Raw genomic sequence first — 15,082 nt, forward strand, 5'->3', positions numbered from 1 at the left:
TAAGAGAATGCCATGGCCTTGTCGAGTACGTGAATCGTGGCGGTGCTATTTGCGCAGGTATACCTGATGCCATGGATCGGGCGCGACGCCGTTCACCGGTTCGTAATGTGCTAGTACGTATTGGTAGATCAGCGGGTGCGTGTTCTGGAAGCGCAGATCCTCGCGTTTGTCGAGTGGGGCGTTGTTGATCAGCACGACCCTGGGCGCGGCTGCGCGGATTCGTTCGATTTCTGCGCGCTCGAAGATCGGGCCACGAGGGAAGAGTGCATAGATTTCCCAGTTCGGGGCTCTTCGATGCAGGGCTGCATAGGCGCCGGGCCAGAATGGCATGACCAGCAGGTTGCTGTCGGGACCGGCAAGTTCTCCTATCTTATGGATCAACGCCAGATCCCGAACCGTTCCGCCGTTGACCTGGATCGTGCTGTCTCCGATCTCGATCTTCGTGCAGTCATCCAAGAGGCGGCACTGCCAGCCGGGGTCGGTGGGCAACATTGCGATGACGCTGGCCCCACACAGCAGTGCTGCGACCGGCAGGCGGAACCAGGCGGGGCGATTCACGATTACGGCAAACATCCCGAGCAAGAACGGAAAGATGCCCTGTGCCAGATGAACCGTGTCTGCCCTTGAAAAGCTGTAATGGGTATAGGGCAGGGCAAGCAGGCTGGAGGCCGCCAGCATAGGCGGCACGGGCTTGCCAAGCAGACGCAGCCCGAAAGTCCAGGCCAGGCCCAGAATGCCAAAGACAACGATGGCGATGAAGAAGCAACCCGGAGCCAGCGCCATTGCCGCATCCAGGGGGGGTAACTTTTCGTCGTACGCCAGCCAGGGCCAGGGTACTGGCAGGGGCAGGTTGGTGGCTTGGACCTCCACGAACAGGAAGTGAACGCTATCCCAGAGCGTCAGGGCAAAGCCCGGCGCCGCCGCCATCAGAATCAGGGCGGGCAAGTATCCGACGAAGATGCCGGCTGCCCAGTACTTTACGGCCTGCAGCCATTTCAGACTCCTCTCGCCCCGGATGGCCAGGAATCCGAATGTGCCGATGCTGCCTGCGATGCCATACGCCCCGTGGTTTCTGCCGAAGATGGCGGCGAAGCCAACAACAGCACCCAGCGCAAAGTACCGCCTGTACGACGGGCTGCGCACCAGCAGCATAATTGCCCCGACAATGGCGATCGACGAAACAACATCGAATACCTTGAACCACGGGTACATCCAGACGGTCAGCGTGCCCGCCGCCAGCAATAGCATGACAGGACGCGGGGCTTCCGTCTCGGCGTCGAGCATCTTCAAGCCAATGAATACGCCGATGGCCTGGAACAGCGCGGCCGTTGCGCGCAATATCAGCAGGCTGTCGTTGCCGAGCAGCTTCATGATGGCGGCTGACCAGTAGTACCGGCCCGGATCGTAGGCCATGAAATCGCGCGTCGGAACTTCACCGGCCAGGACGCGCTGTACGCCGTACCAGAAGAACCCCTCATCTGGCAGATTTAGTCCCTTGTTTCCTTGCCACAGAAAAATCGCAAGCGTGACGGCTCCGGACAGGTAGAGCATATAGAGATCCCGCCGGGATTGCCGTGCCGGTGAATAAAGGAGTGCAATCAAGCGCATTCAGGCTGTGTCCTGGAGTGATTCTCTGGCGATGTGCGTTGGCGCAGCGATTTTGCGTTTCCGGGCTGCTTCGCGGCTCGCGTCCGGACCGGATTGTACTGACTCTCATGATCTGCGCACCGGGGCATTCCAGGCGGAGGTGGGGGCTCGTGGCGACTTGTGTATCCTATCCTATTGGATTCCGGTACTGTGGGCACCTGACCTGAATCAGCGTTCGTTCATCCGGGTTGGCAGCCAGGCGCGCCGCCGTGAGTTGCCCACCCCAGACGCACCCGGTGTCCAGCAGCATGAGGTTGGGGCGCATGACTAGTCCCAAGGTCGACCAATGACCGGCTACAACTGTGACGCTGGCCGTCTGGCGTCTGGGGACGTCGAACCAGGGCATTAAGCCATTCGGCGCGCCGCCCGGGCCTTCCTTTGTTTTGAGGTCCATTACGCCGTCGGCCGTACAGAACCGGAGCCGCGTCAGCGCATTGACGACCACGCGGTACCGCTCGATGCCGCGCAACCCGTTGTGCCAGCGGTCCGCCGCGTTGCCGAAGATGTCAGCCAGGAAACCCTCCCAGTTGGCGCTCTGCAGTTGCTCTTCGACTTCCTGCGCCAGTTCCATGACCTGGGTTGCCGTCCATTGTGGGAGGATGCCCGCGTGTACCAGCAGGAAGCCGTCGTCGTACAGCGCAATAGGCCTGTGGCGCAACCAGGTCAGCAGTTCCTCGCGATCGCCGGCAGTTAGAATCTCATCCAGCGTGTCGGAGCGCCCCTTCTTGCGCACGCCGGCCGCTATCGCCATCAGATGTATGTCGTGATTGCCAAGGACGGTCTGCGCACGATGGCCAAGCGCCCGGACGGCGCGTAGCGTCTGGAGCGAGTCGGGGCCCCGGTTGACAAGGTCGCCGACGAAGCGTAGGCCGCATTCCGGGGGCAGCCGGCTGTGGAGCTTGTCCAGGGAATCGATGCAGCCCTGCACGTCGCCAATCGCGAAAAGTGGTGCATGTTCATCTTTTTCGGAGTGCTTGGAAGATTGCATGCAATGTGTTCCGTTTTTTTGCACGTGTGGCGTTGCCGACACTGAGATTCGTTACAACAGGCTACAAAAAGATGCCGCATGTGAGGTGGGGGCGCCAGCGAGTCGGATAGAATACCGCCACTTCCACAGGCACTAGATTGTCCCCCGTCCAGCCTCATGGACAAGGAGGGGTTCCCCGATGTTTCTCGGGTCCTCGAAGTATATCGATAGCAGGGAGTAGAAGGTTTGTCGCATATCTTGGTCACTGGTGGCGCCGGATTTATCGGTGCAAATTTCGTATTGGATTGGCTGCGCAATGAAAATGTCGATGGCATTGTCAATGTCGACAAGCTAACCTATGCAGGTAATCGCAAGACGCTTGCTACGCTGGAAGGCGATGCAAGGCACGTTTTCTCCACGACCGATATATGCGACCGCGCTGCGCTCGATAGCCTGCTGGCGACGTACCGGCCGCGCGCCGTGGTGCATTTCGCGGCCGAAAGCCACGTGGATCGCTCGATTCACGGTCCTGGCGAATTTATCCAGACCAACATTGTTGGCACTTTTACCCTGCTGGAAGCTGTGCGCGCGTATTGGGGCGGGCTGGATGAAGTGGCCAAGGCCGCGTTCCGTTTCCTACATGTTTCCACGGATGAAGTTTTCGGCTCACTTGGTCCGAACGATCCGCAATTTTCGGAAACCACGCCATATCAGCCGAACAGCCCTTACTCCGCCTCGAAAGCGGCGTCTGACCATCTGGTGCGGGCGTATCACCATACCTATGGGCTGCCCGTCCTGACGACGAACTGCTCGAACAACTACGGGCCGTACCATTTTCCCGAAAAGCTGATCCCGCTGATGATCGCCAATGCTCTGGGCGGCAAGCCGCTGCCGGTCTACGGCGATGGCCAGAACGTGCGAGACTGGCTCTATGTGGGCGATCACTGCGCCGCTATCCGCGAGGTGCTGGCGCGCGGCCGCGTGGGCGAAACGTACAACGTCGGTGGCTGGAACGAGAAGACCAATCTCGAAGTTGTGCATACGCTCTGCGACCTGCTCGATACGCTTAAGCCTAAGGCGCAAGGTTCCTATCGCGATCAGATCACATTCGTGAAAGACCGCCCCGGCCACGACAGGCGTTACGCCATCGATGCGCGCAAGCTCGAACGCGTCCTGGGCTGGAAACCAGCAGAAACCTTTGAGAGCGGCCTGCGCAAGACCGTGCAGTGGTATCTCGACAACCAGGCGTGGGTCCAGGATGTCATGTCCGGTGAGTACCGAAACTGGGTCGCCAAGCAATATGCGGTTTGAGACACCCAACGTGCCGACTCTTCTTGTAACAGGATGCAATGGGCAAGTCGGCTTTGAACTGCGCCGCAGTCTTGCGCCGCTCGGACGCGTGGTGGCGTTGGACCGGAGCCGGTGTGACCTGAGCCAGCCAGACGCATTGCGCGCACTGGTCCGTGAATTGCGGCCCGACGTGATTGTCAACCCGGCAGCCTACACTGCCGTCGACAAAGCCGAGTCGGACTCGCAGACAGCATTCGCGGTGAACAGCGTGGTGCCCGGCGTGCTTGCCGAAGAAGCGCGTAGCCTCGGCAGCCTGTTGGTCCATTACTCGACCGACTACGTCTTCGACGGTACCAGAGAGGGTGCCTACGTCGAGACCGATGCGGTGAACCCGCAATCGGTGTACGGCAAGAGCAAGCTTGCCGGAGAGCAGGCGATTGCGGCCGGCGGTGCGACAGCCCTGGTGTTGCGCACGTGCTGGGTGGCTGGCGCGCGTGGCGGCAACTTTGCGAAGACCATACTGAAGCTGGCCCGTGAGCGAGATAGTCTGCGCGTGATCGCCGACCAATTCGGTGCGCCGACAACGGCTGCACTGATTGCCGATGTGACGGCGCAAATTGTTGCGCGCTACTGGCTGCACGGGCGACATGATGCATTTCCGGCAGGGATCTATCACCTAGCCGCCGCGGGTGAGACTACGTGGTACGGTTATGCTAGGTACGTGGTGGCGGGTGCGGTGGCAAGAGGCGTGAAACTGAAGGCAGACCTGGCCAGCATCGAGCCGATTCCGACCACCGCCTATGCTCTGCCCGCACCGCGGCCGGCGAATTCGCGGCTGGATACTTCCAGGCTGCGGGACACCTTCGATATCCATCTCCCGGATTGGCAGCAGGGCGTCGATCTCCTGCTGGACCAGATCCTTTCCTGAAATTTCGCACCATGCGCAAAGGCATCATTCTCGCCGGGGGTTCCGGCACGCGACTCTATCCGATCACGCGAGCGGTATCCAAGCAACTGCTGCCGGTGTACGACAAGCCGATGATCTACTATCCGCTGACCACGCTGATGCTGGCTGGGATTCGTGACATCCTCGTTATTTCGACGCCTGAAGACACGCCGCGATTCGCCGAAATGCTTGGTGACGGCAGCAGTTGGGGCATCAACCTGTCCTACGCGGTGCAGCCGTCGCCGGATGGCCTTGCGCAGGCATTCATCATCGGCCGCGACTTTGTCGGCAATGATCCCTCGACGCTGATCCTTGGCGACAACATCTTCTTCGGACATGACCTCGTACGACAGCTTGAGCGCTCTGCTGTGCAGGAGCAGGGTGCCACGGTCTTTGCATATCATGTGCACGACCCCGAGCGCTATGGCGTGGTGGAGTTCGACGAGAACTTCCGTGCGTTGTCGCTGGAGGAAAAGCCGCTCAAGCCGCGCTCGCACTACGCGGTGACCGGTCTCTATTTCTACGACAACCAGGTCTGCGACATCGCCGCCGACATCAAGCCGTCGGCGCGCGGCGAACTCGAGATCACTGATGTCAACAAGCGGTACCTGGAGATGGGACAGCTCGAAGTCGAGATCATGGGCCGTGGCTATGCCTGGCTTGATACCGGCACTCATGATTCTTTGCTCGAAGCCGCCAGCTTCATTGCGACGCTGCAGAATCGCCAGGGCCTGATGGTGGCGTGTCCGGAAGAAATTGCATACCGCAGCAAGTGGATCAGTGCCGAGCAGGTAGAGTGCCTGGCGAAGCCGCTCCTCAAGAACGGCTACGGCAAGTACCTGCAGCACATTATTTCGGAAACCATCAAGTGAACATGAACGTCATTCGTACCGCCATTCCAGACGTCATGGTTATCGAGCCGAAGGTATTCGGCGATGCGCGGGGATTTTTCCTCGAGAGCTTTAATCAGAAAGCGTTTGCCGAAGCAACCAGGCTGGACGTGAATTTCGTACAGGACAATCATAGCCGCAGTGCCAAGGGTGTATTGCGCGGCCTGCATTATCAGATCCAGCAGCCGCAGGGCAAGCTCGTACGCGTGGTGCGCGGGCGCGTGTTCGATGTGGCCGTGGATATTCGCAAGCAATCCGCAACCTTTGCTAAATGGGTGGGCGTGGAACTCAGCGAGGATAATCATCGCCTGTTTTGGGTGCCGCCAGGTTTTGCGCACGGATTCGTTGTGCTTTCCGAATCCGCCGATTTTCTCTACAAGACCACCGACTACTATGCGCCGCAGTTTGAGCGGACGATCGCGTGGAATGATCCGGAGATCGGCATTGAGTGGCCGACGATGGATGTTGCTCCGTTGCTGTCGGCCAAGGACCAGGCTGGTTCCGCGCTATCCGCAGCAGAATTGTTCGAATGATATCGATCGGGTCGGGCAGATGCCCGGCTCGCTAACATCGTTGCTCATCCTTTTCGCGCATGAACCTGAATCAAGCAAAAATCGCAGTCATCGGTCTGGGCTATGTCGGTTTGCCGCTGGCGGTGGAGTTCGGCAAACAGCGCCCAGTGGTAGGTTTTGACATCAATCCGTCCCGCATCGCTGAGCTGAAGTCCGGCCAGGACAGCACGCTGGAGGTCAGCCATGAAGAGCTGGTCGAAGCCGAGCACCTGCACTACAGCAGCAATATTGAAGAGCTGCGCGATTGCCAAGTGTTCATCATGACTGTACCGACGCCGGTGGACAAGGCCAACCGGCCGGACATGACGCCGCTGGCCAAGGCCAGCGAGACCGTGGGCCGGGTCATGCCCCAGGGCGCCCTGGTGATCTACGAATCAACGGTGTATCCGGGGGCCACGGAAGAAGTGTGCGTGCCCGTGCTGGAAAAATTCAGCGGCAAGTCGTTCAACGTGGACTTCTTCTGTGGATACAGCCCCGAGCGCATCAACCCGGGCGACAAACAGCACCGCCTGCCGACGATCAGGAAGGTGACGAGCGGCAGCACGCTGGACGTGGCCGAAGCAGTGGACCAACTCTACGCCCAGATCATCACGGCGGGCACACACAAGGCCAGCAGCATCAAGGTGGCGGAAGCCGCCAAGGTCATCGAGAACACCCAGCGCGATGTGAACATCGCATTGATGAACGAACTGAGCCTGATTTTCCACAGGCTCGGCATTGATACGCTTGAAGTGCTCGAGGCTGCAGGTACCAAATGGAATTTCCTACCGTTCCGGCCGGGTCTGGTTGGCGGCCACTGCATCGGCGTCGATCCGTACTACCTGACGCACAAGGCGCAGGAAGTGGGTTATCACCCTGAAGTGATTCTTGCTGGCCGCCGGATTAATGACAACATGGCGCAACATGTTGCCGACGAAACGGTCAAGCTGATGCTGCGCAAGGGCCTGAACGTGCTGGCCAGCAAGATTCTGGTGCTCGGTCTCACCTTTAAGGAAAACTGTCCAGACGTCCGCAACACCAAGGTCGTGGACATCGTGGAGTCGCTGCGCGCCTACAACGCGCAGGTTGATGTCTTCGACCCCTGGATCAACGTCGCGGACGCAGAGCATGAGTACGGGCTGCAATGCCTGACCCGCATGCCGGAAGACGGGCAGTACGCCGCCGTAGTGCTTGCAGTGGGGCATGAGCAGTTCGTGACAATGGGTGAGGTCGGCATCAAGGCACTCGGGCAACCTGGCGCCGTACTGTTCGATGTCAAGGGCATCCTCCCGCTTGGCGCGTCCGACGGTCGCCTGTAATCCGGGGGCGAAGGAAACAAGATGATCGACAGTTCCGCCCAATCGGGCGCTTACGAACAACTGACACGCAAGCTCGCCGAGGCGCCCCAAACCTGGCTGGTTACAGGCGTTGCGGGTTTCATCGGCAGCAATCTGCTGGAGACGCTGCTGAAGCTCGGCCAGCGTGTGGTGGGCCTGGACAACTTCGCAACGGGCCACAAGGCCAACCTCGTGGAAGTTCGTGGCCTGGTCACGCCGGCTCAGTGGGCGAACTTCCAGTTCGTCGAAGGCGATATCCGTAACCTTGACGATTGCAGTCGGGCGTGCGTCTTTCGAGATGTGTCGGGCGATCAGGGTGTGGACTACGTCCTGCACCAGGCCGCGCTGGGGTCGGTGCCGCGCAGTCTTCAGGACCCGATCGCAACCAACGAAACGAACATCAGCGGCTTTCTGAATATGCTCGTCGCGGCGCGGGACGCAAACGTCAAGCGCTTCACCTATGCGGCAAGCAGCAGTACCTATGGCGATCATCCCGGCTTGCCGAAGGTCGAGGATCGCATTGGCAAACCGCTGAGCCCATATGCGGTGACTAAGTACGTCAACGAACTCTATGCCGACGTCTTTGCCCGCTGCTACGGCTTGCGCACCATCGGTCTGCGCTACTTCAACGTTTTCGGTCCGCGTCAGGATCCGGAGGGTGCCTATGCGGCGGTCATTTCCAAGTGGACAGCCTCGTTGCTGAATGGCGAAACCGTGCATATCAATGGCGACGGGGAGACCAGCCGAGACTTCTGTTATGTCGCAAACGCCGTGCAGGCCAACCTGCTGGCCGCGACCACGACGAACGACAACGCCACCAACCAGGTCTACAACGTTGCCGTGGGCGACCGCACGACCCTGAACCAATTGTTCGAGTCGTTGCGCACGAACCTGGCGCCCTACGGCGTCAGTGCCGACGTGCAGCCGACCTACCGCGATTTCCGCGCGGGAGACGTGCGCCACAGCCAGGCCGACATCAGCAAGGCCGTCTCGCTTCTAGGCTATGCCCCGACGCATAGCATTGGCGACGGACTGCAGGAGGCGATGGGCTGGTATGTGAACCGTCAACGCAGGCAGAAGATGGCCTGACTTCAGAGCAGTAGCCCAGCGACGCAGCACCGGACAGGGCAGCCTGCAACTGCGGTTGCCCGTTCTGCGGTGTCGTCCGCCCGAGGGGATGGGCCGATCACATGAAATACTAGATGCGTGCATCTCACATCTCCTGGAATCTGTTTGGGCTTGGCCTGCCTCTGCTGATCGCAGCGGTAACGGTTCCCCACCTGCTGTCGGGGCTAGGCAGCCAACGCTTCGGCCTGCTTGCACTGGCGTGGGGTCTCATTGGTTATGCCAGTGCGCTGGATCTTGGCATCGGCCGGGCGACGACCCAGCGGGTGTCGGCCTTGCGCGACGGACACGACGAAGCCTCGATTCCGGACGTGCTGGCAACCGCTACGCGCCTGACGCTGGTCACGGGCGGCATAGGTATGGTGCTGATCATGCTGGCAGCGATGCTGGGCGTGGGTAGGCTCGTGCACGCCAGTGATGTGCCACAGTCGGAAATCCGGTCGGCCATCCTGCTGCTCGGTCTGGCGCTGCCGATGCAGGCGGTGAGCGCGACATATCGAGGGGTCAATGAAGCCTATCTGAGCTTCCAGAACATCAGCGTATTGCGGATCTTGCTTGGAGCGGCCAATTTCGGCCTGCCATACCTGATCTTGCTCTTTTCGACACGAGTGGATCTGCTGATCGCCAGCCTGGTGGTCTCGCGTGCGCTGGCCCTGTGGTTTTACCGTGTCTTTGCGCTGCAGTGCCTGCCACCCGGAACGGTCCGGGGCACCTATTCGCGCACTGTGGCCGCAAAACTTTTTCAGTTTGGTGGCTGGTTCACGATCAGCAGTGTACTGAGCCCGCTGCTGACCCAGGCCGACCGGTTCCTAATTGCGGCGATCCTTGGCGCCGCGGCAGTGACCACTTATGTGATTCCGTATGAGGTCACGGTGCAGACGCTTATACTGTCGAGCGCGGTTACAACTGTTGCGTTTCCGGCCATCAGCCGCCTGCTGGTCAGTGATCCGGGCGAATCATCGCGGCTGTTTGGACGGTGGATGATGCGGGTCGTGGGGGCAATGCTGGTTGGCCTCGGGATCCTGGCGGTCATCCTGCCGGAATTGCTAACGCTGTGGCTCGGGCATCCTGCAGACCCGGCATCAGTTGCAGTCGGGCGGATACTTTGCATTGGCGTGCTGGCCAATGCCATTGGGTCCATGTACTTCGCCCTGCTTCACGCACGAGGCAAGACGCGCGCCACAGCTTTGTTGCACCTGATCGAGGTGCCGCTGTATATCGCAGCCCTAGTGGGGTTGACTAACGTGTTCGGCGTGAGCGGTGCCGCAATCGCGTGGTCTTTGCGGATGTTCTTCGATGCTTTGGGTATGAAGATGTTGGCGAGGCATGGAAAGTGACTCATAATCCATATGAGGAAGTCAGGCTGGCAACCGGGATTGCGTTCCTCGGGGTCGTGGCCGTCATTCTCGGCCTCGTCGCAGGACATCAGTTTCTTGGTGTCAGCCGCGACTATCCGAACTATCTCGAGTTTTTCGAGCTCGTGCGTTCCGGCGATGGGCTGACCAGTGTCGAAACCCGCTTCGAAGTCGGATTTACCGCGCTGGTGTACTGGCTGGTCAGGCTGGGTTTGGGAAATGTGGCAATCTACGGCACGATTTGCACCTTGTGCATCATGCTCAAAGGCGCGGCATTGAGGACGTCCGAGTTGAGTCTCGGACTGATCGCCTTGCTGGTGTTCTTCTATCTGAGCCGGTATTTCATTCTGTTCGAGATGACGGTGCTGCGCGCATCGATCGCATTCGCCATAGCGTTCTTCGTGTTCTGGCGCAAGGACGAAAGGCAGCTCAAGCTTGGGGAGTTCCTCCTGCTGTGCCTGGCCGTGACGTTCCATTATTCGGCCATCGTCCTGCTGATCGTTTATGTGCTGGGCCGGATGCCTTTCAAGGTGGCCGTCCTGCTGATCGTCGGGATATTTGCTGTTGGGTTGCTGTTCCGGCAGGCTCTCTTTTCGGAATTCCAGTCGGTCTTTCCGGTATTGGGTACTTATCTGGATATCGAGGTATCCACCACGATTGTGCCATTGCCATTCATGCTGGATATGGCACTGATGTCCGCGGCGCTGTACCTCTGGAAGCAGAATAGCGTGGCCATGCAATATGCCGTGATCGGGATGCTGCTAAGCGTGGCGATTCATTTCTCGATGCTGGAGTTTCCGATCGTGGCCGCCCGGTTTCGAGAATTGCTGTCGGTTTTTGTTCTGATCTATATTCTCAAGGCTTTCACGTACGAGTCGAAAGTCATTCAGTCGCTGGCCGTCGTGTTTGCATTGGGCAGCGGGATGCTGAATCTCTATGCCATGACTGTCTACGATCCGTTGCTACTGCGATGAATAGTATTGATATTGTTATCGTGAACTGGTCATCCGGCACCCAGCTGCTGGAGGCTATGCAGAGTCTGCAGCAGAATGCCGGCGGGCTGGTTGCGTCGGTTGCCATCGTAGATAACGCTTCCATCGACAATTCGTTGGAGTTGGTTGCCGATCGTACTGACTGGAGCTTCCCGATTCATTTCGTGCGCAACAAGGAGAACCGTGGTTTCGGCGCCGCCTGCAACCAGGGCGTGAAAACGGGACAGGCGGAATTTGTGCTGTTCCTGAACCCGGATACCCGACTCTATGAACAGTCGCTGGCGAAACCGCTGGCCTTCATGCAGCGTCCGGAAAACGCGAACGTGTTCGTAACCGGGATTCAACTGATCGACGAGACCGGTCATGTCCAGCGCGCCTGCGCGCGCTTCCCTTCGCTGGGCATGTTCTCGGCCGCGGCGGTGGGGCTCGACCGTTTGCCATGGCTGTGCGATTACCGGCACCACATGAGCGACTGGGATCACGCAACCACGCGAGACGTGGATCACGTGATCGGCGCCTTCTATCTGATCCGCCGCAGTGTGTTCGAGTCGTTGGGCGGGTTTGACGAACGGTTCTTCGTGTATCTGGAAGATCTCGACCTGTCGTTGAGGGTGCGCCAGTCGGGTGGTCGCATTGTGTACGTTGCAGACGCCCAGGCATTTCATGCCGGTGGTGGCACGTCTCGCCAGATCAAGGCGACCCGCCTGTTCTATTCGTTGCGCAGCCGGCTGCTCTATGGCTTTAAGCATTTCTCCACGATTGGTGCCTGGGTGCTCCTGGCCGTCACCGTGTGCCTGGAGCCAGTCTCGCGGACTGTGTTTTCGGCAGCGCGCGGCGGTACACAGGACATCCGCAATACGCTGAAGGGCTACGGCATGCTTGCCAGGTCCTTGCCGCAGATCCTGAGGGCGTCGAAGCGATGAAAGCGCTGCTACTGACCCGCTACGGGCGCCTCGGTGCGTCGTCAAGGCTGCGGATGCTGCAGTTCCTTCCGTGGCTGAAAGATGCTGGGCTCGAAAGCGAATCGCAAGCGCTGCTGGACGATGCCATGCTGGCCGGGAAGTACCGTGCTGGAGGGTATCAACGCGGCGCGATGATTGCTGCCTATGGGGTACGCCTCAGGTCAATGATGCGCCGCAAGCGTGTGAATGTGGTGTGGATCGAAAAGGAAGCGCTTCCCTGGTTTCCCGCAGTGATTGAACGCGCCATGCTGCGTGGCGTGCCGTATGTGCTCGATTATGACGATGCGCTGTTCCACAACTACGACCTGCACCGGCTGCCGCTGGTAAGGCGGATCTTGGGGCGTCGCATCGACGACCTGATGGCCGACGCTGCGCTGGTCACGGCCGGTAACGAATATCTGGCTCAGCGCGCACGTGACGCCGGGGCGAAGTGGGTAGAGATCGTACCGACGGTGGTTGACCTCGATCGCTACCCGCTGGCTGGCAAGGCGCACCGCGACGACACCGTGCGTCGCATTGTCTGGATCGGCTCGCCGACGACGGCTGCCTATCTTGGCGCGCTGGAGGGGCCGTTGCGTCGGCTGGCACAACGCTATGCGTTCAAGCTGCGTGTGATTGGTGCGAAAGTCACGATGGCTGGCGTGGATGTGGAATGCGTGCCGTGGAGCGAGGATACTGAGGTGGCGTCAATTGCCTGCTGTGACATCGGCATCATGCCATTGCGTGATTCGCCGTGGGAGCGCGGCAAATGCGGCTACAAGCTCATCCAGTACATGGCTTGCGGCCTGCCTGTCGTGGCCTCGCCGGTCGGGGTCAATGCGCAGATCGTGCGCAATGGGGAAAACGGCTATCTCGCCGATGGACCGGAAGCCTGGGAACAGGTGCTGGATGAGTTGTTGGGTAACCGTGAGCTACGCCACACCATGGGGCAGGCGGGCCGCCATCGTGTGGAACAGGAATATTGCGTCCAGCAGGTTGCGCCGAGGCTGGCGCGGCTACTGAAGCAAGCAGGAGCACGTTAACCATGTGTGGGTTTGCAGGATTCTTTGGCGGCAATATCGTCGCCGCAGCCGAAAGGACCGCGTTGCTCGAGGCGATGGCGGACCGCATCCGCCATCGCGGCCCGGACGATGGCGGCGCGTGGTGCGATGCCGAATCGCCAGTAGGCTTTGGCCATCGCCGGCTGGCCGTTGTGGACCTGTCGCCCGCTGGCCATCAGCCTATGGCGTCGGCCAGCGGCCGCTACGTGATCGCGTACAACGGCGAGATATACAACCATCCGGAGTTGCGTGACAAGCTCGAGCAAGTCGGCAGGCAGCAGCAATGGCGTGGGCATTCCGACACCGAGACACTGCTGGCAGGTTTCGACGCGTGGGGTATCGAAGCCACGGTCAAGCGGGCAGTGGGCATGTTTGCAATTGCGGTCTGGGACCGCCAGCAACGCGTGCTGACGCTCGTGCGCGATCGCCTGGGTGAAAAACCGCTCTACTACGGCTGGCAGGGGAAGGGGGCTGCCCGGACATTCCTGTTTGGATCCGAGCTTAAGGCATTGCATGCGCATCCTGCCTTTGAGCGGAACATCGATCGCAATGCGCTGTGCTTGTTCATGCGGCACAACAACGTGCCAGGCGAGTATTCGATCTTCCAGGGCATCCGTAAGCTGGCGCCTGGTCGTCTGCTGGAAGTCTCGCTGGCCAATCGCGAAGCCGCGCCGCGTGCGTACTGGTCGGGCATCGAGGTGGCGCTGCGCGGTGCACGTGAGCCATTCACTGGTAGCCCTTCGGAAGCAGTCGACGCGCTTGAGGCGCTGCTGCGCACATCGATTCGCGGCCAGATGATGGCCGACGTTCCGCTGGGTGCGTTCCTGTCGGGCGGCATCGATTCCTCGACCGTCGTGGCGTTAATGCAGGCGCAATCCTCTCGACCGGTAAAAACCTTCACGATCGGTTTTCACGAGGGTATCTACAACGAAGCGGAGCATGCGAAGGCCGTCGCCCAGCATCTGGGTACCGAGCATACGTCGCTGTACGTGACGCCCGAGCAGGCGCTTGGCGTGATTCCGAACCTGCCGACGCTCTATGACGAACCCTTCTCGGACTCGTCGCAGATCCCAACATACTTGGTCAGCGCGCTGGCGCGCGAGCACGTTACCGTGTCGTTGTCCGGCGATGCCGGCGACGAATTGTTCTCCGGCTACAACCGCTACCAACTCACTGCGACGCTATGGAACCGCCTGTCGTCGGTGCCGACGGGGCTGCGTTCGGCCATGGCATGGGTGCTGACACGACCCTCACCGCAACGGCTGAACAGTCTGGCCGCCAGCATTCCGGGCGCATCGCGATGGGCCAACATTGGCGAGAAGATCCACAAGGGCGCAGGTGTGATGGCGGCCAGATCTGCCGCCGAATTGTATCGCGGCATGGTTTCGCAATGGCAGAAGCCCGAAGCCATCGTAATTGGCGGACGTGAGCCGCTCACGCTCCTTGATACTGCGCAGTGTGACCTCGATGCGCTCGGCGAAGTGGAGCGCATGATGGCGCTCGACATGCAGACGTATCTGCCCGACGACATCCTTACCAAGGTGGACCGGGCCGCAATGGGCTGCAGCCTGGAATCGCGGGTACCGTTCCTGGATCACCGCGTTGTAGAGTTTGCTTGGCAACTCCCGCTAGCCTACAAGCTTCGCCAGGAAGTATCCGGATACACGACCAAGTGGGCGCTGCGGCAGGTGCTGTACCGGCACGTCCCCAAGGCACTAATCGAGCGGCCAAAGATGGGATTCGGTGTGCCGATCGACACATGGTTGCGTGGCCCCTTGCGCGAGTGGGCAGAGGAACTGCTCGATGCGTCGCGTCTGCGTCGCGAAGGTTTCTTGAACCCGACGCCAATCCGCCAGAAATGGCATGAGCACCTCATGGGCCAGCGTAACTGGCAGCACCAACTTTGGTGCGTGCTCATGTTCCAGGCTTGGCTTGAGAAGGAGCTGGAATCGACTACGTTGGCGGAGAGCGTGGCGTGAG

13 protein-coding genes are annotated in these 15,082 nt (G+C 60.1%); 11 read left to right on the forward strand and 2 right to left on the reverse strand.

Going from position 1 to position 15,082, the window contains the following annotated elements:
• Positions 1-45: 45 nt before the first annotated feature.
• Positions 46-1,608, reverse strand: coding sequence for a hypothetical protein (locus ACZ5MJ_RS03045; RefSeq protein WP_464222300.1), 1,563 nt, complete (start codon positions 1,606-1,608; stop codon positions 46-48).
• Positions 1,609-1,774: 166 nt separating this feature from the next.
• Complete coding sequence (locus ACZ5MJ_RS03050; RefSeq protein ID WP_464222302.1) at positions 1,775-2,635, reverse strand: symmetrical bis(5'-nucleosyl)-tetraphosphatase; 861 nt, start codon at positions 2,633-2,635, stop codon at positions 1,775-1,777.
• A gap of 225 nt (positions 2,636-2,860) precedes the next feature.
• Between ACZ5MJ_RS03050 and rfbB the strand changes: the two genes are divergently transcribed.
• The 11 genes from rfbB (at position 2,861) to asnB (ending at position 15,081) form a co-directional block, all read left to right on the forward strand.
• The gene (gene rfbB / locus ACZ5MJ_RS03055) at positions 2,861-3,925 is read left to right on the forward strand and encodes a dTDP-glucose 4,6-dehydratase (RefSeq protein WP_464222304.1); all 1,065 of its coding nucleotides are present in this window, start codon (positions 2,861-2,863) and stop codon (positions 3,923-3,925) included.
• The gene (gene rfbD / locus ACZ5MJ_RS03060) at positions 3,915-4,832 is read left to right on the forward strand and encodes a dTDP-4-dehydrorhamnose reductase (RefSeq protein WP_464222306.1); all 918 of its coding nucleotides are present in this window, start codon (positions 3,915-3,917) and stop codon (positions 4,830-4,832) included. The genes rfbB and rfbD overlap by 11 nt, the downstream gene beginning before the upstream one ends.
• A gap of 11 nt (positions 4,833-4,843) precedes the next feature.
• Complete coding sequence (gene rfbA, locus ACZ5MJ_RS03065; RefSeq protein WP_464222308.1) at positions 4,844-5,722, forward strand: glucose-1-phosphate thymidylyltransferase RfbA; 879 nt, start codon at positions 4,844-4,846, stop codon at positions 5,720-5,722.
• A gap of 2 nt (positions 5,723-5,724) precedes the next feature.
• Positions 5,725-6,273: a dTDP-4-dehydrorhamnose 3,5-epimerase gene (rfbC, locus tag ACZ5MJ_RS03070; protein ID WP_464223639.1), complete on the forward strand. Its 549-nt coding sequence runs from the start codon at positions 5,725-5,727 to the stop codon at positions 6,271-6,273.
• Positions 6,274-6,332: 59 nt separating this feature from the next.
• Positions 6,333-7,610 carry a Vi polysaccharide biosynthesis UDP-N-acetylglucosamine C-6 dehydrogenase TviB gene (tviB, locus tag ACZ5MJ_RS03075; protein ID WP_464222309.1) on the forward strand — a complete coding sequence of 426 codons (1,278 nt, stop codon included), beginning with the start codon at positions 6,333-6,335 and terminating at the stop codon, positions 7,608-7,610.
• A gap of 21 nt (positions 7,611-7,631) precedes the next feature.
• Positions 7,632-8,717, forward strand: a complete 1,086-nt coding sequence (locus tag ACZ5MJ_RS03080; RefSeq protein WP_464222310.1) for an SDR family oxidoreductase — start codon at positions 7,632-7,634, stop codon at positions 8,715-8,717.
• Positions 8,718-8,830: 113 nt separating this feature from the next.
• Complete coding sequence (locus tag ACZ5MJ_RS03085) at positions 8,831-10,090, forward strand: oligosaccharide flippase family protein (protein WP_464222312.1); 1,260 nt, start codon at positions 8,831-8,833, stop codon at positions 10,088-10,090.
• Complete coding sequence (locus tag ACZ5MJ_RS03090) at positions 10,087-11,082, forward strand: EpsG family protein (RefSeq protein ID WP_464222315.1); 996 nt, start codon at positions 10,087-10,089, stop codon at positions 11,080-11,082. Before ACZ5MJ_RS03085 ends, ACZ5MJ_RS03090 begins: the two co-directional genes overlap by 4 nt.
• Complete coding sequence (locus tag ACZ5MJ_RS03095) at positions 11,079-12,023, forward strand: glycosyltransferase family 2 protein (RefSeq protein WP_464222317.1); 945 nt, start codon at positions 11,079-11,081, stop codon at positions 12,021-12,023. The genes ACZ5MJ_RS03090 and ACZ5MJ_RS03095 overlap by 4 nt, the downstream gene beginning before the upstream one ends.
• Complete coding sequence (locus ACZ5MJ_RS03100; RefSeq protein WP_464222319.1) at positions 12,020-13,084, forward strand: glycosyltransferase family 4 protein; 1,065 nt, start codon at positions 12,020-12,022, stop codon at positions 13,082-13,084. Before ACZ5MJ_RS03095 ends, ACZ5MJ_RS03100 begins: the two co-directional genes overlap by 4 nt.
• A gap of 2 nt (positions 13,085-13,086) precedes the next feature.
• The gene (gene asnB, locus ACZ5MJ_RS03105) at positions 13,087-15,081 is read left to right on the forward strand and encodes an asparagine synthase (glutamine-hydrolyzing) (RefSeq protein WP_464222321.1); all 1,995 of its coding nucleotides are present in this window, start codon (positions 13,087-13,089) and stop codon (positions 15,079-15,081) included.
• Position 15,082 lies beyond the last annotated feature (1 nt).

Source organism: Cupriavidus sp. LA-1, assembly GCF_055385985.1.